Here is a 23,620-nt window from a genome sequence, read left to right as displayed (position 1 = left end):
CATGACCACCATGACCACGACGACCGGGGCGCCCCCCGCCACGAGCGTCACCACTGCCGACGCAAGTGTCCAACTACACCTCGACGGCGCCTGGTTGACGGTGTGCGCCGCAGCCCGCCTCACGCCCGGCCGGGGCGTGGCCGTACTGCTCCCCGACGGGCGACGCCAGGCGGCCCTGTTCCTGGACCGCACCGGACACCTGTACGCCATCGACAACCGCGACCCGTTCTCCGGCGCGGCCGTGCTCTCTCGGGGCCTGGTCGGCTCGGCGGACGGCCGCCCGTTCGTGGCCTCGCCGCTCCTGAAGCAGCGCTTCGACCTGGGGACGGGCCGGTGCCTGGACGACGACGAGGTGGGGGTCGGGGTGTACGAGGCACGGATCTCCCCTTAGTATTAGATCGCACGGTCCAAAACTGAGGGAGACCGTGCGATCCCATACACCCGAGGAGTCCCCATGCCCGCCGCCGCTGCCCGCACCCGCTTCACCGGCCGCACCGCCCTCGTCACCGGAGGCGGCTCGGGACTCGGCCGCGCGATCGCGATCGCCCTGGCCGCCGAGGGCGCGAACGTCGTGGTCACGGGCCGCTCCGAGGCCCCGCTGAAGGAGACGGTGACGCTGATCGAGAACGACGGCGGCACGGCCCTCGCGCACACCGCCGACGTAACGCGCGCCGCGGACATCGAGACCGCGGTGCGCGCAGCCGTCGACCGCTTCGGCTCCCTCGACGTGGCGGTGAACAACGCGGGCGTCTTCCGCGGCGGCGCCCCCGTTGCCGACCTCGCCGAGGAGGACTGGCGCACCCTGCTCGACATCAACGTCACGGGCACGCTCCTCGCACTCCAGGCCGAGGTACGGCAGATGCGTACGCAGCCGACCGGCGGCGCGATCGTGAACATCGCGTCCAACCTGGGCGCACACAAGCGGCGTCCGGGGATCGCGGGGTACGTGGCTTCCAAGGCGGCGGTTTCCGCACTGACGCGGGCCGCGGCGCTGGATCACATCAAGGACGGCGTGCGGATCAACGCCGTGTCCCCCGGCGCGTCCTCGACCACCATGTCCCTGCGGCCCGGCGAGACCGAGGCGGACCGGGCCGAGCGCATGAAGAGCGAGTCGCCGCTGGGCCGTGTCGTGGATGCGGCGGAGATCGCTGCCGCTGTGCTGTACCTGGCGTCCGACGACGCGGCTTCCGTGGTGGGGGCGGACTTGGTGGTCGACGGCGGCGCATCCAGCTGACGCACCCATTCCCATTTCGGCGTACAGACGTACACTGACCGGCATGACCAGTTCGCAGCGTACGACCCATTGGACCGCACGCGACATCCCCGACCAGAACGGGCGGCGGGCCGTTGTCACCGGGGCCAACAGTGGGATCGGGTACGTCACGGCGCGTGAACTGGCACGGCAGGGCGCCAAGGTGGTGCTCGCCTGCCGGAACGAGGATCGTGGGCGGGAGGCCCTGGAGCGGATCGGCTCCGAAGTACCCGGGGCCGACGTGGAGTTCCGGCGGCTCGATCTCGGGGATCTCGCGTCCGTACGGGAGTTCGCGGAGGGCGAGGGCGGCGGCACGCTCGATCTGCTGATCAACAACGCGGGCGTGATGGCGCTGCCGTACCGGCGCACCGCGGACGGCTTCGAGACCCAGTTCGGCGTGAACCACCTCGGGCACTTCGCGCTCACCGGGCTGCTCCTGCCCCAACTGCTCGCCACCCCGGGAGCCCGGGTCGTCACCGTCTCCAGCATGCTCCACCTGGCCGCCAACATCGACATCACCGACCTCAACAGCGAGCGCCGCTACCGCCGTTGGACCGCCTACGCCCGCTCCAAGTCGGCCAACCTGCTGTTCGTCCACGAGCTGGCGCGGCGCCTGGCCGCCGGCGAGTCGGACGTGGTCGCGGCGTCCGCGCACCCCGGCTACGCCTCGACCAACCTTCAGTCCACCGGCCCCCGGATGGCGGGCCGCAGGGCCACGGCGGCGCTCATGGCGGTCGGCAACGGCATCGTCGGCCAGTCCGCCGACGCGGGCGCCCTGCCCACGCTGTACGCGGCCACGGCCCCCGGCGTACGCCCGGACTCCTTCACGGGCCCACGCTTCCTCGCCTGGCGCGGCGCGCCCGCACCGTCCCCGCGGGCCGGGTGGACCCGCAACGACGTGGCGGGCGAACGCCTTTGGGCGGCGTCGCAGGCGCTGACGGGAGTGACGTACGCGGCGCTGAAAGGCTGAGGTGGCGCGGAACGCGCCCCGACAGGGGCGCGGGGCTGTATCGATTTGCGGCTCCGCCGCGCGGGCGCGACCAGCCCCCACAACCCGCAGGCGCCCCACAGCCAGGCGCGGCACACACGTCCGGCGAAGCGCGCTAGCGCAGCCCTGACGCCTCGAACACAGCCCTGGCCTCCCGGCCGTCCAAGCGAGCGAGCAGTCGCGAAAGCTCAACGGACCCGGACCGCAACAGCCCCACCTCCCGGGAAGCCCGGGCCCCCGCGTCCAACCGGTGCAGCAACAGCGGATTCTCCACGAGAACCTTCGGGTCGAACTCGACGCGATGGCCGAGCGAGTCGCACAGGACCAGTCGCGCGGCGACGGTCTCGCTGACCCGGACGCTGGTGAGCAGGTTGACGCACACATGCCGCCGCCGCACCGGCCCCCGCACGGCCAGCCAGCCAGGCCCCGCACTGACCCGTGCCGGGTGCAGGATCACGTACAGCAGAGCACCGAGCCCCGCCCACAGCCCCGCACGCACAGCGCTCAGCGTCCCGCCCGCCAAGTCGACCAGCATGATCAGGGCGAAAAGCGCGACCGAGCAGAAGACGGCCGCCCGCAGGTCGGACGCCCAGCGCCGGTCGGTCACCACGGCGTCGGCGTCCGGCGCGCGGGTCGCGTCCAGTGCGTGCGCCGTGTTCCTGCCCCGAGTCGTCCAGTCATGTCCCATGTGCCGCACGGTAGGACGGAGCCCCGGTCCCGTCCGTGGCGTTGACGCGGCGCATACACATGCATGGCACACCTTGATGCGACGCTGACGCCCCCCTCAACAAGTCGTCAAGAGGCACCCCGCCCCCGTCAAGGAGTCGCCAAGGAGTGCCGGTGCCCACCGCACCCGCATTGACGCTGGGTTGACGCGCCGGCTCGACCACCCCGGCTGACCAGCACGAAAGGCACCACCATGACGACCGTTTCCGAGCGCCCCGGCGCCCCGGCCATCGAGGAACCCCCCGATACCGGCGCGGCGGACCCGGGTGACCGGCATCGTCTCACCGCCCTGCAGGGCCTGGCCGCCCTCTCGCTGGACGCCATGGCCTCCGTCGCGTACGGCCCCGAGGCCATCGTGCTCGTCCTGGCCGCGGCAGGCGGCTACGGGCTCGGCTTCACGCTGCCCGTGACCCTCGCGATCGCCGGTCTGCTCGCCGTGCTTGTGGCCTCCTACCGCCAGGTCATCGCCGCCTTCCCGGACGGCGGCGGTTCCTACGCCGCCGCGAAGGCGCACCTGGGCCGCCGGGCCAGCCTGGTCGCCGCCGCCTCCCTCGTCCTCGACTACGTACTGAACGTCGCCGTCGCGGTGACGGCGGGCGTCGCGGCCCTCACCTCGGCCTTCCCCGAGCTGTACGGCGACCGGCTGTGGCTGTGCCTGGCCGTCCTCGTCGTGATCACGGCGGTCAATCTGCGCGGCATCGTCGACTCGGCGCGCGTCTTCATCGTGCCGACCGCGGTGTTCGTCGGCGCGATCCTCACGATGGTGGCCGTCGGCCTGTTCCGCGACGGACCGGTCTCCACCGCGGCCGCCCACGGGCACGCCTCGGTCCTCTCCGACAACGCCACGACCGTCGGCGCCCTGCTTCTGCTGAAAGCTTTCGCCTCGGGCTGCTCGGCGCTCACCGGCGTGGAGGCGATCGCCAACGCCGTGCCGTCCTTCCGCACTCCGCGCGTCAAGCGGGCCCAGCACGCGGAGGTGGCGCTCGGCGCGCTGCTCGGCGTGATGCTGATCGGCCTGTCGGTCCTCATCTCCCGCTTCGGCCTCCAGCCGGTCGAGGGCGTCACCGTCCTCGCCCAGCTCACGGACGCCTCGCTCGGCCACAACTGGGCTTTCTACGTCGTGCAGTTCGCGACGATGATCCTGCTCGCGCTGTCCGCCAACACGTCCTTCGGCGGCCTGCCCGTCCTGATGAGCCTGCTGTCCCGCGACAACTACCTGCCGCACGTCTTCGCCCTGAAGGCCGACCGCCAGGTCCACCGGCACGGCGTGCTGGCCCTCGCCGTCGCGGGCGCGGCCCTCCTGGTCTTCTCCGGCGGCGACACCAACACCCTCGTACCGCTGTTCGCGATCGGTGTCTTCGTCGGCTTCACGCTCTGCCAGACCGGCATGGTCATCCACTGGCGCGAGGCGGGACAGCCCGCGAAGGCGTTCCTCAACGGCTTCGGCGCGATCCTCACCGGCGTCTCGGCCGTCGTCGTCACGGCGACGAAGTTCACCGAGGGCGCCTGGCTGATCGTGCTCGCGCTGCCCGCGATCGTCGGCGTCTTCGAGCTGGTGCACCGGGCGTACGGCCGCATCGGCGAGGACCTCGGCCTGGGCCGCGTCCCCGAGCCGCCGCACCGCGACCACTCCCTGGTGATCGTCCCCGTCTCCAGCCTCTCCCGGCTGACCTGCGAGGCCCTGAACGCGGCGGTCTCCCTCGGCGACGAGGTCCGCGCGGTGACCGTCACCTACGACGACGCCGAGGACCGTACGGCCACGGAGAACCTGCGGCGCGACTGGGAGCTGTGGAACCCCGGCGTCGACCTGGTCGAGCTGCCCTCGCAGGCCCGCACCGTCGGCCGCCCGGTCTCCGAGTACGTACGGAAGGTGTACCAGTACCACCCGGCCACCCGCGTCACCGTCCTCATACCCGAGGTCGAGCCCGCGCACATCTGGCAGCGGCTGCTGCAGAACCAGCGCGGGGCGGTTCTCGCTCACGCGGTGCGGCGGGACACGGATGCGGTGATCTGTCGCCTCCGTTTCCGCCTCCCCGCGCGGCGCTGAGCAGCCTTTCCTCAAACGCCGGACGGGCTGAAGCCCAGCCGCACCGGCAAGGTCCGGCCAGGTATAGCCCGTCCGGCGTTTGAGGACGAGCCGCGGAGCGGCGATACGGGGGTCCAGGGGGCGGAGCCCCCTGGTTCGGGAAGGGGTGGGCCTGGGGCGCCCCCCCCGCGAGGGCTACACGCGGCCGCAATACGCCTGTCGTAATCCTCCCGCATGGTTGATCGTTGGGCCCGGCACGTACCCGACGATCAACCACGCAGGGGGAACGCAACATGACCATCAGTCGCAGAACACTGCTCGGCACCGGTGCCGCGGTCGGGCTGCTCAGCGCGTGCGGGTCCAACACGGGCCGGGACGACGGCGGTTCCGACGGCAAGGGGCCGAAGCTGTCGCAGTGGTACCACCAGTACGGCGAGGACGGCACCGAGCAGGCCGTGAAGCGGTACGCCGACGCGTACGACAAGGCCGACGTGTCCGTGCAGTGGCGCCCCGGCAACTACGACGAGCAGACCGCCGCCGCGCTCCTGACCAAGTCGGGCCCCGACGTGTTCGAGGTCAACGGCCCGACCTTGGACCAGATCCAGGGCGGCCAGGTCCTCGACCTCACCGACCTGTTCGACGGCGCGAAGGACGACTTCAACCCCGTCGTGCTCGCGCCGAAGACGTACGACGGCCGGATCTGGTCCGTCCCCCAGGTCGTCGACATGCAGTTGCTCTACTACCGCAAGAGCCTCCTGTCCGACGCGGGCCGCAAACCGCCCACGACCCTCGACGAACTCGTCGACACCGCTCGTGAGTTGACGACCAAGAAGGTCAAAGGCCTGTTCCTCGGCAACGACGGAGGCTCGGGCGCGCTCGGCGGCACTCCGCTGTACGCGGCCGGGCTCCAGCTCGTCACCGACGACGGCAAGGTCGGCTTCGACGACCCGGCAGCGGCCGTCGCGCTCGCCCACCTCCGCGACCTGTACGAGGACAAGTCGCTGCTGCTCGGCGCGCCCTCCGACTGGTCGGACCCGTCGGCGTTCGTCCAGGGCCTCACGGCCATGCAGTGGTCGGGCCTGTGGGCGCTGCCCGCGGTCAAGAAGGCGCTCGGCGACGACTTCGGCGTGGCCGCCTTCCCCTCCGCCGCGCCGGGCGCGAAGCCCGCGGTGCCGGTGGGCGCGTACGGCGCCGCGGTCAGCGCCCGCAGCGCGCACAAGCAGGCGGCCAAGGACTTCGTGAAGTGGCTGTGGATCGAGAAGACCGACTACCAGCGGGACTTCGCGCTTTCGTACGGATTCCACATCCCGGCGCGACTGTCCCTGGCGAAGAAGGCCGCTCCCCTCACCGAGGGCCCCGCGGCCGACGCGGTGCGCTTCTCCACCGAGAACGGGTACGCCGAGCCGCTGCGCTGGACCCCGGCGAGCCGCGTCGCCTACCAGGACGCGCTCAGCCGGATCATCAAGTCCGGCGCGAATCCGGAGAGCGAGCTGAGGTCCGTCGTACGGAAGGTGTCGGCGGAGCTGGACCGGGTGAAGAAGAAGTCCGCGTGAACGCGGGCAGCACGCGCCCCCGCGAGCGACCGTGGCGCCGCCTCGCCGGCTCCCAGAACCGCACCCTCTGGTTCTGGGCCTTCGTCGGCCCCTTCGCCCTCGGCCTGATCGTCTTCACGTACGTACCGCTCGGCTGGAGCGTCTACCTCAGCTTCTTCGACGCCCACAACACCGTCTCGCCCACGGACTTCGTGGGCTTCGACAACTACACGTCGATGCTGAAGAACGACGCGTTCACCGACAGCCTGTGGACGTTCGTGGTCTTCACGGCCTTCATCGTGCCGACGACGTACGTGCTGTCCCTCTCCCTCGCGCTGATGGTGAACCGGATGCGCCGCGCGCAGGCGTTCTTCCGCTCGGTTTTCTTCCTGCCGGCCGCGTGCAGCTATGTCGTGGCGGCCCTGATCTGGAAGATGTCGATCTTCAACGGGGTGCGCTTCGGTCTGGCGAACACCGTGCTCGGCTGGTTCGGCGCCGACCAAACGGCGTGGCTGTCGACGACGGACCCGCCGTGGTACTGGCTGGTCATCGTCACGGTCCGGCTCTGGCTCCAGGCGGGCTTCTACATGATCCTGTTCCTGGCGGGCCTGCAACGCATCTCGCCAACTCTGTACGAGGCGGCGGCGGTTGACGGTGCCCGCCCCGGCTGGCAGGTCCTGCGCCACATCACGCTCCCCCAGCTCCGCGCGACATCCGTGGCGGTCGTACTCCTCCTCGTCATCAACGCCTTCCAGGCCTTCGACGAGTTCTACAACCTGCTCTCGGACTCCCGCGGCTACCCGCCCTACGCCCGCCCGCCGCTCGTCTACCTCTACTACACGGCGCTCGGCCAGGGCCAGAACCTCGGCCTCGGCAGCGCGGGAGCGGTGCTTCTCGCCCTGATCGTCGCGGTGGTGACGATCGGTCAGGCGCGGTGGTTCGGCCTCGGCAGAAAGGAGGACTGATTCATGTACGACGCGTGGGTACGAGTGGGCCGCGCCCTGCGGCTGACCCTCCTGATCGCCCTGGCCCTGCTCTTCCTGATCCCCTTCTACCTGCTCCTGCGCAACGGCTTGGCATCCGAGCAGGACATCACGTCCCCCGACTGGACGTTCTTCCCCTCCACCCTCCACTGGTCGAACATCAAGGAACTCTTCGAGGACTCGACGGTCCCGATGGCCCGTTCCCTCCTCAACTCGGCCCTGATCGCGGTCCTCACGACCGCGGGAACCCTCCTCCTGGCGTCCCTCGCGGGCTACGGCCTGGCCCGCATCCCCTACCGCTACGCGAACCACGTCTTCTACGCGATCCTCGGCACGATGATGGTCCCGGCCGCCGTGACTTTCGTACCAAGCTTCGTGCTGGTGTCGTCCCTGGGCTGGGTCTCCACCCTCCGCGGCCTGATCGTCCCCACCCTCTTCTCCGCCTTCGCCTGCTTCATCTTCCGCCAGTACTTCCTGGGCTTTCCAAGGGAGTTGGAGGACGCGGCGCGCGTCGACGGCCTCGGCTACTGGCGTACGTACTGGCTGATCGTCGTCCCGAACTCCCGCCCGGTGTTCGCGGCCGTCGGCACGATCGTGTTCATCGGCGCCTGGAACTCCTTCCTGTGGCCCCTGGTGATCGGCCAGGACCGGGACGCGTGGACCGTCCAGGTGGCCCTGGCCTCCTTCACCACCTCTCAAGTGATCCGGCTGCACGAGCTGTTCATCGCGGCGGCGGTGTCGATCGTGCCGCTGCTCGTGGTGTTCCTGTTCTTCCAGCGGTGGATCGTGGCGGGGGTGGAGCGGTCGGGCATCGACGACTGAGCCGACTGAGCTACTTGAAGGGTGCGGCGCGACCCTGGGACCTGGCCCCACCTGCCCTCGCCTTGCACACGACGTCCTTCGCCGGAAGCTCACCGCTGACCAGATACCCCATGGCGGCCTTCTCCGCGCAGGTGTTGCGGGTGTCGCCGAACACGACGCCGTGGCCCTCGCCGCCGGCGACGGTGACCATGCGCGAGCCCTTGAGCGCGCGGTGCATGGCCTTGCCGGTGACGAGCGGGGTCTGCGAGTCCCATTCGTTCTGTACGACCAGCGACTTGACCTTGTTGTCGACCTTGGTGGCGGGCTCGGCGCCCTTGGGCCAGTAGGCGCAGGGGGTGATCGAGGAGACGAAGTCGCCGTACAGCGGGTAGCGGGCGGCGTCGCGGAGGGCGTCGCGACGGTACGTCTCGGGGTCGCGCGGCCAGGAGGAGTCGGAGCACACGACGGCCAGCTGACTGGAGACCTCGTTGTCCGCCGTCTGCTCCTCAGGCAGCTCGACCGCCGCCCTGCGCCCCTCAGCGGCCTTCTTCAGGCTCACCACCAGCTCGGCGCCGCTGCGTACGGTGAAGAACTCGGGGCGTACGGCGTCCCGCACGGCGGCGCCGTCGAGCTTCTGGCCGTCGATGACGATGGGGTCGGTGTCGGCCCGCGCCACCAGCTCGCGGAAGGTCCGCTCGACCTTGGCCGGGGAGTTGCCCAGGTGGTACGTGGCGTCGCGCGCGGCCGTCCACTTGGTCCACCGCGTGAAGGCCCGCTCGCCCTCCGGCCCCCAGACCTGGAACATGCCGCGCCACATCCGCCCCGGATCGATGGCGCTGTCGAGGACGAACCGGTCGGTGCGGCCCGGGAAGAGCTGCATGTAGACGGCGCCGAGGGCGGTGCCATACGAGACACCGAAGTACGACAACTTCTTCTCACCAAGAGCGGCGCGCATGACGTCCATGTCCCGCGCGGTGTTCCGCGTACTGAGATGAGGCAGCGAACTCCCGCCGGCCTTCAGGCACTTGTCCGCCACAGCCTTCGCCCACTTGTTGTTCGCGGCGAACTCGGCGGCGCTGCGGGTGGGGCGCGGGTAGCCCTGCTCGGCCTCGGTGAGCCCGCACTCCAGCGGCGTGCTCTCACCGATGCCACGCGGGTCGAACCCGACCATGTCGTACTGCTGACGCACGTTCTTCGGCAGCCCGTTGGCGAACATCAACGAGAGATCGAGCCCCGCCGCCCCGGGCCCACCCGGGTTGAAGGTCAGCACCCCGCGCCGCTTGCCCGGCACACTGGTCTTCACCCGGGATATCGCGAGGTCGATCCGCTTCCCCTCGGGCTTCCGATAGTCGAGCGGAACCTCCAGGGTCGAACACTGGAACTTGGCGGGCCGATCGGCGGCGCAACGCTTCCAGGTGAGCTTCTGATGGGTGTACGGGGCGAGCCGATCGGCGACGACTCTCGCGGCCGCAGTGTCCCCCGAAGCTCCCGAGGCCGCCGACGCCGACCCAGCAGCGAGCCCCGGCGCGAGCCCGGCCACCACTCCCAACGCGACCAACGGCACAAGCCGCCGCCGAAATGCGGATTGATCCACGTGACACTCCTTCTGATCGGTTTTGGTACCGACCAGTTGGACGCAGAAGAGGGCACGCACACCTGGCACACAGGGAAAGGGGCGGCACCTCCGCACAAGGTGCCGCCCCTAGGGGTGGACCGGGGCCGCCGCCGCATCGGTTGAGGGTCGGGGACACGGCGGCGGTCCCGGGGTCTTCGCGGGGCTTGGCCCGCAGGGGGTCAGCGGTGGTCGCTGCCCGTGGACGTCGACGCCGCGCGGCCTGCCTCCAGGCGGGCCACCGGGATGCGGAACGGGGAGCAGGAGACGTAGTCCAGGCCGACCTCGTGGAAGAAGTGGACGGACTCCGGGTCGCCGCCGTGTTCGCCGCAGACGCCGAGCTTGAGGTCGGGGCGGGTGGCGCGGCCGGCCGCCGCGGCGTCGCGGACGAGCTTGCCGACGCCGTCCTTGTCGATGGTCTCGAAGGGGGAGACGCCGAAGATGCCCTTTTCGAGGTAGGCGGTGAAGAAGGACGCCTCGACGTCGTCGCGGGAGAAGCCCCACACCGTCTGGGTGAGGTCGTTCGTGCCGAAGGAGAAGAACTCGGCGGCCTCCGCGATCTGCCCTGCGGTGAGCGCGGCGCGCGGCAGCTCGATCATCGTGCCGAGCGCGAGCTTCAGGTGTACGCCGGTGGCCCGCTCGACGTCGGCGATGACCTGCTCGGCCTCCTCGCGGACGATCTCCAGCTCCTGGACGGTGCCGACGAGCGGAATCATGATCTCCGCGCGCGGATCGCCCTTGGCGTTCTTGCGCTCGGCCGCGGCCTCCGCGATCGCACGGACCTGCATGGTGAACAGGCCGGGGATGACCAGGCCGAGGCGTACGCCGCGCAGGCCCAGCATCGGGTTCTGCTCGTGCAGGCGGTGCACGGCCTGGAGGAGGCGCAGGTCGTTCTCGTTGTGGTCCTTGCGGGACTCGGCGAGGGCGACGCGCACCGAGAGCTCGGTGATGTCGGGCAGGAACTCGTGCAGCGGCGGGTCGAGGAGACGTACCGTCACCGGCAGGCCGTCCATGGCCTCGAAGAGCTCGATGAAGTCCTTCTTCTGGAGCGGCAGGAGCTCCTTGAGGGCATTCTCGCGCTCCTCGTCGGTGTCCGCGAGGATCAGGTGCTCGACCAGCTCGCGGCGCTCACCGAGGAACATGTGCTCGGTGCGGCACAGGCCGATGCCCTGCGCGCCGAAGCGGCGGGCACGCAGCGCGTCCTCGGCGTTGTCGGCGTTGGCGCGCACCCGCAGGCGGCGGACCCGGTCCGCGTACGCCATGATCCGGTGCACGGCCTTGACCAGCTCGTCCGCGTCGTCGGCGCCCGCGTGCATGCGGCCCTCGAAGTACTCCACGACCGGGGAGGGCACGACCGGGACCTCGCCCAGGTACACCTTGCCGGTGGAGCCGTCGATGGAGACGACGTCGCCCTCCTCGACGACGTGGCCATTCACGGTCAGGCGACGGCGCTTGGTGTCGACCTCAAGGTCCTCCGCACCGCACACACAGGTCTTGCCCATGCCGCGCGCCACGACGGCCGCGTGGGACGTCTTGCCGCCGCGCGAGGTCAGGATGCCCTCGGCGGCGATCATGCCGTCCAGGTCGTCGGGGTTGGTCTCGCGGCGGATCAGGATGACCTTCTCGCCGGAGCGCGACCACTTGATGGCGGTGTACGAGTCGAAGACTGCCTTGCCGACGGCGGCACCCGGCGACGCGGCGATGCCACGACCGAGCTGCTCGACCTTCGCGTCCTCGTCGAAGCGCGGGAACATCAGCTGCGCGAGCTGCGCGCCGTTGACGCGCTGCAGCGCCTCGGCCTCGTCGATCAGGCCCTGGTCGACGAGCTGCGTGGCGATGCGGAAGGCGGCACCGGCGGTGCGCTTGCCGACACGGGTCTGGAGCATCCACAACTGGCCGCGCTCGATGGTGAACTCGATGTCGCAGAGATCCTTGTAGTGCGTCTCCAGGGTCTCCATGATCTGCATGAGCTGGTCGTACGACTTCTTGTCGAGCTGCTCGAGCTCGGCGAGCGGCACGGTGTTGCGGATGCCCGCGACGACGTCCTCGCCCTGCGCGTTCTGCAGGTAGTCGCCGTACACGCCCTGCTGGCCCGAGGCCGGGTCGCGGGTGAAGGCGACGCCGGTGCCGGAGTCGGGGCCGAGGTTGCCGAAGACCATCGAGCAGACGTTGACGGCGGTGCCGAGGTCGCCGGGGATGCGCTCCTGGCGGCGGTAGAGCTTGGCGCGGTCGGTGTTCCACGAGTCGAAGACCGCGTGGATCGCGAGGTCCATCTGCTCGCGCGAGTCCTGCGGGAAGTCCCGCCCGGCCTCGGTCTTGACGATCTTCTTGAACTTGGTGACGAGCTTCTTCAGCTCGGCCGCGTCCAGGTCGGTGTCGACCGTGACCTTCTTGGCCTGCTTGGCCTTCTCCAGCGCGTCCTCGAAGAGTTCGCCGTCGACGCCGAGGACGGTCTTGCCGAACATCTGGATGAGACGGCGGTACGAGTCCCACGCGAAGCGGTCGTCGCCGGACTGCTTGGCCAGGCCCTGCACGGACTTGTCGGAGAGCCCGATGTTCAGGACGGTGTCCATCATGCCGGGCATGGAGAACTTGGCGCCCGAGCGCACGGAGACGAGCAGCGGGTCGTCGGCCTGGCCGAGCTTCTTGCCCATCTTCGCCTCGAGGGCGTCGAGGTGCGCGGTGACCTCGTCACGCAGTGCCGCGGGCTCGTCGCCGCTGTCGAGGTAGACCTTGCAGGCCTCGGTGGTGATGGTGAACCCCGGAGGGACCGGAAGGCCCAGGTTGGTCATCTCGGCGAGGTTCGCACCCTTCCCGCCGAGCAGGTCCTTGAGGTCCTTGTTGCCCTCGGTGAAGTCGTAGACGAACTTCACGCCCTGAGCTACGTGGGGATCTTTGTTTTCCGACACGGGTCTCGACTCCTCGAGGACGCGGTGGCTGCCCTGACGGCGAGGAACATACCCAGATCGAAGGCGTCTGGGTACGTCCACTTGTGGGTCACACGGGCGTAACCACCCGTCCGCCGCTAGATCGAAAGTGACTGCGCGGTAGCGAGTCCGGCGCGGAAGGATTCAAGTCTTGAACGGAAGACTTGCTAACTACCCCTCTTTCGCTCACATGAGCGCCACGAACTCAGATGTGAGTTCAACTCATAAATGATCGAGCGATGGCACTCAGTGCCACCCCTTGGAGAAGTGCAGCCACCCGAAGGCCACCCCGAGCCCGCTCATGTGAGCGCAAGACCTATCAGGGGTGGCGAGAATCACGCTGTTTGGAGCGGCGAAATCTCGGCATTCGAGCCGCCGCGGGGGCACCTCGGGGGGCCGTCAGAAACCGAGCGCGGCGAGCCGCGCCTCCACCCGCTCGGGGGCGTACAACTGCTCCACCACCAGCGCACCTGCCCCGAGCAGGCCCGCGCGCTCGCCGAGGCGCGAGGTGACGATCTCCAGGTGGGCGGTGGAGCGCGGCAGGGCCCGCTGGTAGAGCAGCTCGCGCACGCCGGTGAGGAAGGGTGTTCCGGCCAGATCTCCGGCGATCATGAGAACGCCGGGGTTGAGCAGGGTCACGACGGTGGCGAGGACCTCGCCGACCTGCCGTCCGGCCTCGCGCGCGAGCCCCACGGCCTCCGGGTGCCCGGCGGCGAGCAGCTCCCGTACGTCGGAGCCGGACGCGGCCGGCACCCCCGCCGCCGCCAGCCGTGCCGCCACGGCCCGCCCGCTGGCCACGGCGGCCAGGCAGCCGTACGACCCGCACTTGCACAGCGCGGCGGCGCTCCCGGGGACGCCGGGCACCCGTATGTGCCCGATGTCGCCCGCGCCGCCGTCGATGCCCCGGTAGACCGAGCCGTCGACGACGACGCCGGCGCCGATGCCGGTGGAGACCTTGACCAGGGCGAAGGCCGAGCAGTCGGGATAGTGGGCGCGCTGCTCTCCGTACGCCATCAGGTTGGCGTCGTTGTCGACGCACACCGGAACGGGGGCCGAGGCGGTGGTTGGGGCGCCCGCGTGTTCCGTGAACGCGCGGCGGAGCCTGCCTCGTATGTCGTAGCCGTCCCAGCCGGGCATGATCGGCGGCTGCACCACCCGGCCGGTCCCGCTGTCGACCGGCCCCGGCACGGCGAGGCCGATGCCGCACACCGAGTCCGCCGGCCGGCCGCTCGCGCGCAGCAGCTCGCCGAATCCGGCGCCGACCTCGTCCAGGACCTTCTCCGGGCCCTCGTCGACCCGCAGCGGCCAGCCGTGCTCGGCGACGACCTCGCCGGTGAGGGTGAGCAGGGCCGTGCGGGCGTGCCGGGTCTCCAGGTCGGCGGCGAGTACGACGGCGTGCGCGTCGTCGAATTCGAGCCGAACGGAGGGGCGGCCGCCGAGCGGGGACTCCACCGGGTTGCCGGAGCCCTCGCGGAGCCAGCCCGCGCGGAAGAGGCGGTCCAGGCGCTGGCCGACGGTGGCGCGGGACAGGCCGGTGACCTGTTGCAGGGCGCCGCGGGTCGTGGCGCGGCCGCTGCGGACGAGGTGGAGCAGGTCGCCCGCGCTGGCGCGGTCACTTCCGTTCACGCTTTTCATGCCCACTCTCCTGCACCTACCCCGCACTCGGCCGTACAGGCCCTTGTGCTCGTCAACTAGGCGTTACATATTGGGTTTTGCGTGTTAAGCAGACGTAACTCTATGGTGGATGGACTCAAACTGACAGGCTGTCGTACCGCCCACGGTGAGCGGTCGGCGGCCCCCGGGAGTGACGCGTGGACCGTACGACCACGACGAGGGCCGAGACCCGGCCCCGCCCCACCGCGGCGACCGGCTCCGCCGCCGGGCGCGCCACGCCCGCCCCGCAGTCCTCGCCCGCCCCACACGCCCCGCACACCGCGCCCGCCGTGCTCCGCGAGCGCGCGGCGCGGGTCCTGGCCGCCAACTGGACCGGCGGTTCCACGGTCCCGTCCCGCGAGCTGTATCCCCACCAGTGGTCGTGGGACTCGGCGTTCATCGCCATCGGCTTACGCCATCTGTCGCCCCTCCGCGCCCAGTTGGAGCTGGAGACACTGCTGTCCGCGCAGTGGGCGGACGGGCGGTTACCGCACATCGTGTTCAATCCCTCCGTCCCGCTCGACGCGTATTTCCCGAGCCCCGACTTCTGGCGCTCCACCACGGCGGGGCGTGCCGCGGGGGCGCCCGGCACCGTGCAGACCTCCGGCATCGTGCAGCCGCCGGTACACGCGCTCGCCGCCTGGCTGGTCCATCTGGCCGACCCCGCCCTGTCCCGGGCCCGCGCGTTCCTGCCGCGCCTGCACCCGCGCCTCGCCGCCTGGCACCGCTTCCTCCTCCACCACCGCGACCTCGGCGGCGCGGGGCTCGCGGCCGTCGTCCACCCCTGGGAGCAGGGGATGGACAACAGCCCTTGCTGGGACGCCCCGTTGAGCCGGGTGTCGCCCGCGCGACCGCACACGTTCCGCCGCGCGGACCTGGACCACGGCTCACCGCAGGACCGGCCGACGGATCTGGACTACGGCCGGTATGTGCGGCTGGCGGCGGACTACCGGGACGGGGGGTACGGGGCCGGGGTGGCGGCCGGGCGCGGCGGGACGGCGCCCGCAGCGGGCCTCGCCGCCGGCGGTTTCGCCGTCGAGGACCCGTCCTTCAACGCCCTCCTGATCGCGTCCGAGCACGCGCTGGCCCGGATCACCGGTGAACTCGGCGTACCCGCGACGGCCCGGCACGAGCGCGCGGAGCGCCTCACACGCGTGCTGGTGGAGCGGCTGTGGGACCCGACGGACGGGATCTTCCGGTGCCGCGATCTGCTGGCCGGGGGCCTTGAGGGGGCGAGCGGCGGGGACGGGGCGGCGCGGGACGGGACGGCCGGGCGGGCCAGATCGGGCGGTCGGGGTTCCGCGGCCGGGTGGGCCGACGGCGCCGATCGCGTTGGTGGCGTTGGCGGCGTTGGCGGCGTTGGCGGCGTTGGTGGTGCGCTCATCGGTGAGGTCGGGGTGACCGGGCTTGTGCCGCTCGTGTTGCCGGGGCTGCCGCGGGACATCGCTGCGGCTCTGGTGCGCACCGCGTGCGGGCCGCGTTTTGAGCTCGGTGGGCGGGTTCGGCTCGTGCCCAGTCACGATCTGCTCAGCCCCGCCTTCGACCCGCAGCGGTACTGGCGTGGGCCTGCCTGGTTCAACACCAACTGGCTGCTGGAGCGCGGCCTTCGGCTGCACGGTGAGCGGGAGCGCGCGGACGTGCTGCGCGCGGCGGTGCTCGACACCGCGGTGGCCTCCGACTTCGCCGAGTACGTGGATCCGTACACCGGAAGCGGCTGCGGCGCCCGCGGCTTCAGCTGGAGCGCGGCGCTCGCCCTCGACATGAGCGTGGACGTGGACATGAATGTGAATGTGACAGCGGGGGCTGAACGGGACGAAGGGGCTCGGGATGAGTGACCGGCATCATCAACTGCTCGTGCACGGCGCGACGTTCGCGGCAGTGGGCGCGGGCGGCGACATCCGGGGCGTGCCCGGCGGCACCGCCCCGGACGGGCTGTTCGTGCGCGACGCACGGCACCTGAGCCGCTGGCAGCTCACGGTGGACGGCGCCGTCCCCGAGGTGCTCACACCGGTGACCGCCTCCGCGGCGGGCACCTCGGCCCCGGGCACCGACACCGGCGTGGCGCGCTGCGTCCTCGTGCCGCGCGGCGGCCGCCAGGAGCCGCCCGCATACACGCTCTTCCGCGAACAGGCCGTCGTCGACGGCGCGTTGGTGGAGGCCCTGCGCATCACCAGCAACCGCCCGGTGCCGACGACGCTGCGGCTCGCGGTGACCGCCGACGCGGACTTCACCGACCAGTTCGAGCTGCGCTCGGACCACCGTACGTACGCCAAGACGGGGGCGGTGAGGTCGCGGCGGGTGCTGACGGCCGACGCCGACGGCCCCAGGGCCGAAATCCGCACCCGCCCCGGGACCAGCGGGCGCGCCCCTCACGGCGGACCCGCCCAACCCCGCCCGGAAGGCGTCGAGTTCGGCTACCGCCGTGGCGACTGGATCGCCCGCACCGCCGTCACCTCCGAGCCCGCCCCGGACGCCGTCGAGGAGACCGGCACCGGCGCCCGCCGCCTGGTGTGGACGCTGGAGCTGGACGCGCACGGGTCGGCCGACATGGCCCTGACCGTCACGGCCGGGCCGCACGGCGCGCCGCCGCGCCCCGCCCCGCCGCGCTCCCCCGGTGCGGCCCTGGCCCAACTCGCCGAGGCAGAGCGGGAGTTCACGTCCGCCGTGACCCCGCCCACGGGCTGGCCCGAGCTGGCCGCGGCCTGTACGCGCGGCCTCGCCGACCTCGCCTCGCTCCAGGTACCCGCGCGCGGGCCCGACGGCGAGGAGCTGAGCGTGCCCGCGGCGGGCGTGCCGTGGTTCCTCACGCTGCTCGGCCGCGACGCCCTGCTGACCTCCCTGTTCGCACTGCCGTACCTGCCGCGCCTGGCCGCCGCGACGCTGCCCGCGCTCGCCGCGACGCAGGCGACCGAGCACACCGAGGGGCGCGTCGCCCAGCCCGGCAAGATCGTGCACGAGGTGCGGCACGGCGAGCTCGCGCACTTCGGACAGGTCCCCTTCGGGCGGTACTACGGCTCGGTGGACGCCACCCCGCTGTTCCTCGTACTGCTCGGCGCGTACACCGAACAGACCGGCGACACCGCCCTGGCCCGGCGCCTGCAGCCGCACGCGCGGGCCGCTGTCGGCTGGATGCTGGACCACGGCGGGCTCACCTCGCGCGGCTACCTCGTCTACCGCGCGGACGAGGGCGGCCTCGCCAACCAGAACTGGAAGGACTCCCCCGGCGCGATCTGCGACGCCGACGGGACGCGGGCGCTCGGTCCCGTGATGGCCGCGGGCGCGCAGGGGTACGCGTACGACGCGTTGCGGCGCACGGCGTGGCTCGCGCGCACGGTGTGGGACGACGAGGTGTATGCGGCCCTGCTCGCGCAGACCGCCGCCGACCTCCGCGACCGCTTCCAGCGGGACTTCTGGATGCCCGCGCGCTCGTTCCCCGCGCTCGCGCTCGACGGGAACGGCGGGCAGGTCGACGCGCTCGCCTCCGACGCGGGGCACCTGCTCTGGTCGGGGCTGCTCGACAAGGAGTACGGCGAGGCGGTGGGCCGCCGCCTGCTCGAACCGGACTTCTTCTCGGGCTGGGGCGTCCGTACGATCGCCGCCGGGCAGGGGGCGTACCACCCGCTCTCCTACCACCGGGGCTCCGTCTGGCCCCACGACAACGCCCTCATCACCCTCGGCCTGGCCCGCTACGGCCTCCACGACGAGGCCCGCACCGTCGCCCACGCCCTCGTGGACGCGGCGACCACGGCGGCGGGCCGCCTCCCCGAAGTACTCGCGGGGTACGAGCGGGAGGCGTACCCCGCGCCCGTCCCCTACCCCCACGCCTGCGTACGCGAGTCCCGCTCGGCGGCGGCCCCGCTGGCGCTGCTCACGGCGGTGGGCGGGGCGTAACCGTGTCCCCGGGGGCAGGCCACCTGCGGCGTCAGCCGCCCGACGTGTCCAGTTCCGCGTCCGCCGAGATGCCCGCGCAGTCGTACGGGTCCTTGAGCCAGCCGTCCGGCAGGACCACGCGGTTGTTGCCGGACGTGCGGCCGCGCGGGCCGTCGGCGCCGGCCGGCCAGTCCTGGTCGAGGTCCAACTCGCCGAGGCCGTCCTCGAGTTCGGCCAGCGAGGACGTGATCGCGAGGCGCTTGCGCATCTCGGAACCGACCGCGAAGCCCTTCAGGTACCAGGCGACGTGCTTGCGGAAGTCGATGACGCCCCGCGCCTCGTCCCCGATCCACTCGCCGAGCAGGGTGGCATGCCGCAGCATGACGGCGGAAACCTCCCGCAGCGAGGGAGCCGCGGGCGCCCCCGTCCCCTCGAACGCGGCCACCAGGTCGCCGAAGAGCCACGGCCGCCCGAGGCACCCGCGCCCCACGACCACCCCGTCGCACCCGGTCTCGCGCATCATCCGCACCGCGTCCGCCGCCGACCAGATGTCGCCGTTGCCGAGCACCGGGATCTCCGGGACGTGCTCCTTGAGGCGGGCGATCGCGTCCCAGTCCGCCGTGCCGCCGTAGTGCTGCGCCGCAGTCCGCCCGTGCAGGGCGATCGCCGTGACGCCCTCCTCGACGGCGATCCGCCCGGCGTCCAGGAACGTGATGTGGTCGTCGTCGATGCCCTTGCGCATCTTCATCGTCACGGGCAGGTCCCCGGCGCCGCTCACGGCCTCCTTCAGGATCGCCCGCAGCAGCGGCCGCTTGTACGGCAGCGCCGAGCCGCCGCCCTTGCGGGTCACCTTGGGGACCGGGCAGCCGAAGTTCAGGTCGATGTGGTCGGCCAGGCCCTCCTCCGCGATCATGCGGACGGCCTTGCCGACGGTGGCGGGGTCCACGCCGTACAGCTGGATCGAGCGCGGCGTCTCGCTCGCGTCGAAGTGGATCAGCTGCATGGTCTTCTCGTTGCGCTCCACCAGGGCGCGCGTCGTGATCATCTCGCTGACGAAGAGACCCTTGCCGCCGCTGAACTCCCGGCACAGCGTCCGGAACGGCGCGTTCGTGATCCCGGCCATGGGCGCGAGCACGACGGGCGGCCGCACAGCGTGCGGACCAATCGACAGTGCAGGCAGTCCTGACAGTACCGACTGTGCCGACAGCGACGGCGACTGCGTGGGCTGGGACATCGGGCGGGTCTCCGGGAACGTACGAGAAGAAGGGGGCAAGCCTCCATTGTCCCTCACTCCCCGGACAGCTCCGCCAGCCGCCCGAGCGCCCGCTCGGTCTCCTCGTCGGCGGGGACGTACGCCACGAGGCGGTGCGCCTGCGGCTGCGGGGCCATCCACAGGTTGCGGTGCTCCAGGCGCAGCAGCCCCACCTCGGGGTGCCGGTACCGCTTGACGTGCGGCGACATCGTCGCGACCTCGTGCCGCTCCCACAGCTCGCGGAACTCCGCCGACTCGGCGAGCAGCCCGTCGAGCCGCTCCTTCCAGGCGGGCTCGGCCACGTGCTCGGCCATGCCCGCGCGGTACTTGGCGATCAGATCGGCCAGCATCTCGTCCCGGTCGAGGAACGTCTCGCGCCAGTGCGTGCTGGTGGTGAGCAGCCACAGGCAGTTGCGCTCGCGCGGCGGCAGTTCGGTCAGCTCGCCGAAGACCTGGGCGAAGGGGCGGTTGTGGGCGAGGACGTCGTAGCGGGCGTTCTGGAGGGTGGCCGGATAGGGCGCGATGGTGTGCATCAGGCGCAGCGCGGTCGGGGAGAGGAGCGGGCAGTCGTAGTCGGGGCGCTGGTCGATGACGCCCGCGAGGACGAAGAGGTGGCCGCGCTCGGTCGGGTCCATGAGGAGCGCGCGGGCGATGGCGTCCAGGACCTGCGCGGAGACCCGGATGGCCCGGCCCTGCTCCAGCCACGTGTACCAGGTGACGCCGACGGCGGAGAGCTGCGCGACCTCCTCGCGGCGCAGGCCGGGCGTACGGCGCCGGCCCCCGCGCACGAGTCCCACCTGCTCCGGCGAGATGCGCTCGCGGCGGCTGCGCAGGAAGGCGGCGAGCTCCTGGCGGCGGATGTCGGGGGCGGCTGCCGCGGCTCCTGCGGGGGCCGCTGCGACTGCGGGCTCTGCGGTGACGGTCACACCACCAGGCTGCCGCACCGCTCACCCCGTTGCCAGGTGCGCCTGGTACCAGGATAAAGACACTCTGGTACCCCCCTAGGGGGAGCGCTCATCGTCGTACCCGTGACCCTCACGAACAACGCCCTCAAGCCTGGCTCCCGCATCCACCCCACCTCCGCCCCCACCGCCCTCACCCCCCTCGGCCTCCTCACCATCCTCCTCGGCGCGGCCCTGCCGATGATCGACTTCTTCGTCGTCAACGTCGCTCTGTCCGACATCGAGGCCGATCTGAACGCCCCCGCCGCCACCCTGGAGATGGTGGTCGCGGGCTACGCCGTCGCGTACGCCGTGCTGCTCGTGCTCGGTGGCCGGCTCGGCGACACGCACGGCCGCCGGACGCTGTTCCTGTGGGGCGTCGCCGCCTTCGGTCTTACCTCGCTGGCGTGCGGGCTCGCCCCGACGGCGTGGTGGCTGGTGGCGGCGCGGGTGGCGCAGGGCGCCGCGTCCGCGCTGATGCTGCCGCAGGTGCTCGCCACCATCCACGCGACGACCAGCGGGGAGCGGCGCGCGCGTGCCGTCTCGCTGTACGGCTCCGTGGGCGGGGTCTCCATGGTGCTCGGGCAGATACTCGGCGGCGTCCTGGTGGCCGCCGACCTGGCGGGCACGGGCTGGCGCATGGTGTTCCTGGTGAACGTGCCGGTGGCCGCGCTCGCCCTGGTGTTCGCGGTGCGCGCGGTGCCGGACAGCCGGGCGGAGCGTCCGGCGCGCGGCGACCTCGCCGGGACGGTCCTGTTCGCGGCCGGCCTGACCGCGTTCCTGCTGCCGCTCACCGAGGGCCGGGCCGCGGGCTGGCCGCTCTGGTCGGTCCTCGTCCTCGTCGCCGCGCCCTTCCTGATGTGGGCGTTCGCCGTAGTGGAGCGGCGGGCGGAGGCGGGCGGCGGCAGTCCGCTGCTTCCGCCGTCCCTGATGCGGGAGCCGGGCGTCCGCCGAGGGCTGCTCATCGGGGTGCCCGTCTTCATCGGGTTCAGCGGCTGGATGTTCGTGAGCGCGGTGACGCTTCAGCACGGTCTCGGGTACGGCGCCCTCAAGGCGGGCCTGACCCTGATCCCGATGGGCATCGCCCAGTTCACGGCGTCGCTGCTCGCGCCGCGCCTGGTGAACCGCCTTGGCAGCCGGGCCCTGACCCTGTGCGCGCTGGTGCACGGCACGGGCGTCGCCGTCCTCGCCCTGACCGTGCTGTGGGCCCCGTGGTCGGCGCTCACCCCACTGACGCTGGCGCCGGGCCTGGCGCTGTGCGGCTTCGGCCAGGGCATTCAGCTCCCGCTGTACTTCCGGATCCTGCTGTCCGCCGTGCCGGCCGCGCGGGCGGGCGCGGGCAGCGGGCTCGCCGCGACGGCCCAGCAGTCCTGCCTGGCGGTGGGCGTGGCGACGCTCGGCTCGCTGTTCCTGGCCCTGGACTCGGGCATCGGCCTGCGCGAGGCCTTCGCGACGGTCCTCGCCGTCCAGCTCGCGGGGCTCCTGGGCCTCGCGGCGCTGAGCCTGCGGCTGCCGCGCGACCTCGGCTGAGGCGACGTACCGCGCGGACGTACTCGGCCGAGGCGACGTACCCCGCATGGGGATACCGTCGGCTGTATGCCCGAGCTGAGCCACCGGCACCGGATACTCGTGCTCGCGATCTGCTGCATGAGCCTGCTGATCGTGAGCCTCGACAACACCATCCTGAACGTGGCGCTGCCCGCGATGGGCCGGGAGTTCGACGCCGGTGTCTCGGGCATGCAGTGGACGATCGACGCGTACACCCTGGTCCTCGCGTCGTTCCTGATGCTGGCGGGCTCGACGGCCGACCGGATCGGGCGCCGCAAGGTGTTCCAGGCGGGCCTGCTGGTCTTCACGCTGGGCTCGGTGCTGTGCTCGCTCGCGCCGAACCTGGAGTGCCTGGTGGCGTTCCGCATGGTCCAGGCGGTCGGCGGCTCGATGCTCAACCCGGTCGCCATGTCGATCATCACCAACACCTTCACCGAGCCGCGCGAGCGGGCCCGCGCCATCGGGGTGTGGGGCGGCGTCGTCGGCATCTCCATGGCGGCGGGGCCGCTGGTGGGCGGGGTGCTGGTGGACTCGGTGGGGTGGCGGGCGATCTTCTGGGTCAATCTGCCGGTGGGCCTCGCGGCACTGTTCCTCACGGCGCGGTACGTCCCCGAGTCCCGCGCGCCGAAGCCGCGCCGCCCCGACCCGGTCGGCCAGCTCCTGGTCATCGCCCTGCTCGGCGCCCTCACATACGCGATCATCGAGGCGCCCACGGCGGGCTGGACGTCCCCCCTGATCATGACGTTCGCGGCGACGGCGGCAGCCGCGCTGGTGGGCCTGCTCCTGTACGAGCCGCGCCGCGAGGAACCCCTGATCGACCTGCGCTTCTTCAAGTCGGCGCCGTTCAGCGGAGCCACCGTCATCGCGATCGCGGCCTTCGCCGCCCTGGGCGGCTTCCTCTTCCTCGCCACCCTCTATCTCCAGGACGTACGCGGCCTCGACGCCCTGCACGCGGGCCTGTGGATGCTGCCGATGGCGGCCATGACGCTGGTGTGCGCGCCCCTGTCGGGCCGTCTGGTCGGCGCCCGCGGCCCCCGCCCGTCCCTGCTGATCGCAGGCGTGGCGATGACGGCGTCCGGGGTGCTCTTCGCGGCGTACGAGGCGGAGAACGCGACCGCCAGCCGCCTGATCGCCTACATCCTCTTCGGCGTGGGCTTCGGCTTCGTGAACGCCCCCATCACCAACACCGCGGTCTCCGGCATGCCCCGCGCCCAGGCGGGCGTGGCCGCCGCCGTCGCCTCCACCAGCCGCCAGATCGGCCAGACCCTCGGCGTCGCGGTGATCGGCGCGATCCTGGCCTCCGGGGTCGCCTCGTCCTCGTACGCCACCGGGTTCACGGCGGCCGCCCGACCCGCCTGGTGGGTGATCACGGGCTGCGGCCTGGCGGTCCTGGTGGTCGGCACGCTGACGAGCGGACGCTGGGCCCGGGAGACGGCACGCCGGACGGCACAACGCCTGCCTCAGGAAAACCTGTTGGCGGACCACGGCGACCGCGGCTAGATTTCCGGA

17 protein-coding genes are annotated in these 23,620 nt (G+C 71.8%); 11 read left to right on the top strand and 6 right to left on the bottom strand.

The annotated features are described in order from the left end of the window. The first annotated feature begins 1 nt into the window (after position 1). The 3 genes from nirD (at position 2) to IEY91_RS14760 (ending at position 2,222) form a co-directional block, all read left to right on the top strand. On the top strand, positions 2–391 hold the full coding sequence (gene nirD, locus IEY91_RS14770) for a nitrite reductase small subunit NirD (RefSeq protein WP_373287955.1): 390 nt from the start codon (positions 2–4) through the stop codon (positions 389–391). 63 nt (positions 392–454) lie between these two features. Continuing rightward, a complete protein-coding gene (locus tag IEY91_RS14765; RefSeq protein WP_189174281.1) occupies positions 455–1,234 on the top strand; it encodes an SDR family NAD(P)-dependent oxidoreductase in 780 nt (259 codons plus the stop codon). Between the two features lie 43 nt (positions 1,235–1,277). Further along, entirely contained in the window at positions 1,278–2,222 is a 945-nt protein-coding gene (locus tag IEY91_RS14760) for an oxidoreductase (protein ID WP_189174280.1), read from the top strand. Between the two features lie 133 nt (positions 2,223–2,355). Here IEY91_RS14760 and IEY91_RS14755 read toward each other — a convergent pair whose 3' ends face one another. Beyond that, complete coding sequence (locus IEY91_RS14755; RefSeq protein WP_189174279.1) at positions 2,356–2,928, bottom strand: hypothetical protein; 573 nt, start codon at positions 2,926–2,928, stop codon at positions 2,356–2,358. A gap of 231 nt (positions 2,929–3,159) precedes the next feature. Here IEY91_RS14755 and IEY91_RS14750 point away from each other — a divergent pair, with 231 nt between their 5' ends. The 4 genes from IEY91_RS14750 (at position 3,160) to IEY91_RS14735 (ending at position 8,329) form a co-directional block, all read left to right on the top strand. Then, entirely contained in the window at positions 3,160–5,013 is a 1,854-nt protein-coding gene (locus IEY91_RS14750; RefSeq protein ID WP_164325274.1) for an APC family permease, read from the top strand. Between the two features lie 272 nt (positions 5,014–5,285). Then, positions 5,286–6,545 (top strand): ABC transporter substrate-binding protein, encoded by a 1,260-nt coding sequence (locus IEY91_RS14745; protein ID WP_189174278.1) that lies wholly within the window; start codon positions 5,286–5,288, stop codon positions 6,543–6,545. After that, entirely contained in the window at positions 6,542–7,489 is a 948-nt protein-coding gene (locus tag IEY91_RS14740; protein WP_189174277.1) for a carbohydrate ABC transporter permease, read from the top strand. Before IEY91_RS14745 ends, IEY91_RS14740 begins: the two co-directional genes overlap by 4 nt. 3 nt (positions 7,490–7,492) lie before the next feature. Beyond that, positions 7,493–8,329 carry a carbohydrate ABC transporter permease gene (locus IEY91_RS14735; RefSeq protein WP_189174276.1) on the top strand — a complete coding sequence of 279 codons (837 nt, stop codon included), beginning with the start codon at positions 7,493–7,495 and terminating at the stop codon, positions 8,327–8,329. A gap of 10 nt (positions 8,330–8,339) precedes the next feature. On the opposite strand, the gene IEY91_RS14730 is transcribed toward IEY91_RS14735, so the two are convergent. The 3 genes from IEY91_RS14730 to IEY91_RS14720 form a co-directional block, all read right to left on the bottom strand. Next, positions 8,340–9,902 carry an alpha/beta hydrolase gene (locus IEY91_RS14730; protein ID WP_229696962.1) on the bottom strand — a complete coding sequence of 521 codons (1,563 nt, stop codon included), beginning with the start codon at positions 9,900–9,902 and terminating at the stop codon, positions 8,340–8,342. Between the two features lie 200 nt (positions 9,903–10,102). Further along, complete coding sequence (ppdK, locus tag IEY91_RS14725; protein ID WP_189174275.1) at positions 10,103–12,829, bottom strand: pyruvate, phosphate dikinase; 2,727 nt, start codon at positions 12,827–12,829, stop codon at positions 10,103–10,105. Between the two features lie 417 nt (positions 12,830–13,246). Beyond that, positions 13,247–14,482 (bottom strand): ROK family protein, encoded by a 1,236-nt coding sequence (locus tag IEY91_RS14720; protein WP_164325268.1) that lies wholly within the window; start codon positions 14,480–14,482, stop codon positions 13,247–13,249. 176 nt (positions 14,483–14,658) lie between these two features. Between IEY91_RS14720 and IEY91_RS41820 the strand changes: the two genes are divergently transcribed. Both IEY91_RS41820 and IEY91_RS14705 read left to right on the top strand, forming a co-directional pair. Beyond that, positions 14,659–16,335 (top strand): MGH1-like glycoside hydrolase domain-containing protein, encoded by a 1,677-nt coding sequence (locus tag IEY91_RS41820; protein WP_373287945.1) that lies wholly within the window; start codon positions 14,659–14,661, stop codon positions 16,333–16,335. Further along, the gene (locus IEY91_RS14705) at positions 16,328–18,391 is read left to right on the top strand and encodes an amylo-alpha-1,6-glucosidase (protein ID WP_164325266.1); all 2,064 of its coding nucleotides are present in this window, start codon (positions 16,328–16,330) and stop codon (positions 18,389–18,391) included. Before IEY91_RS41820 ends, IEY91_RS14705 begins: the two co-directional genes overlap by 8 nt. 31 nt (positions 18,392–18,422) lie before the next feature. Here IEY91_RS14705 and dusB read toward each other — a convergent pair whose 3' ends face one another. Further along, positions 18,423–19,604, bottom strand: coding sequence for a tRNA dihydrouridine synthase DusB (gene dusB / locus IEY91_RS14700; protein WP_268240873.1), 1,182 nt, complete (start codon positions 19,602–19,604; stop codon positions 18,423–18,425). A gap of 53 nt (positions 19,605–19,657) precedes the next feature. After that, the gene (locus IEY91_RS14695; protein ID WP_229696960.1) at positions 19,658–20,548 is read right to left on the bottom strand and encodes a helix-turn-helix transcriptional regulator; all 891 of its coding nucleotides are present in this window, start codon (positions 20,546–20,548) and stop codon (positions 19,658–19,660) included. Positions 20,549–20,650: 102 nt separating this feature from the next. Here IEY91_RS14695 and IEY91_RS14690 point away from each other — a divergent pair, with 102 nt between their 5' ends. Both IEY91_RS14690 and IEY91_RS14685 read left to right on the top strand, forming a co-directional pair. Then, positions 20,651–22,093, top strand: coding sequence for an MFS transporter (locus tag IEY91_RS14690; RefSeq protein WP_164325264.1), 1,443 nt, complete (start codon positions 20,651–20,653; stop codon positions 22,091–22,093). Positions 22,094–22,159: 66 nt separating this feature from the next. Further along, a complete protein-coding gene (locus IEY91_RS14685) occupies positions 22,160–23,611 on the top strand; it encodes an MFS transporter (protein ID WP_189174274.1) in 1,452 nt (483 codons plus the stop codon). The last annotated feature ends 9 nt before the right edge of the window (positions 23,612–23,620 follow it).

The sequence above is a fragment of the Streptomyces lasiicapitis genome, assembly GCF_014646335.1.
GTDB lineage: Bacteria > Actinomycetota > Actinomycetes > Streptomycetales > Streptomycetaceae > Streptomyces > Streptomyces lasiicapitis.
The sequence above is the reverse complement of the archived record's forward strand: the minus strand, read 5'-3'. Positions and strand labels throughout refer to the sequence as shown.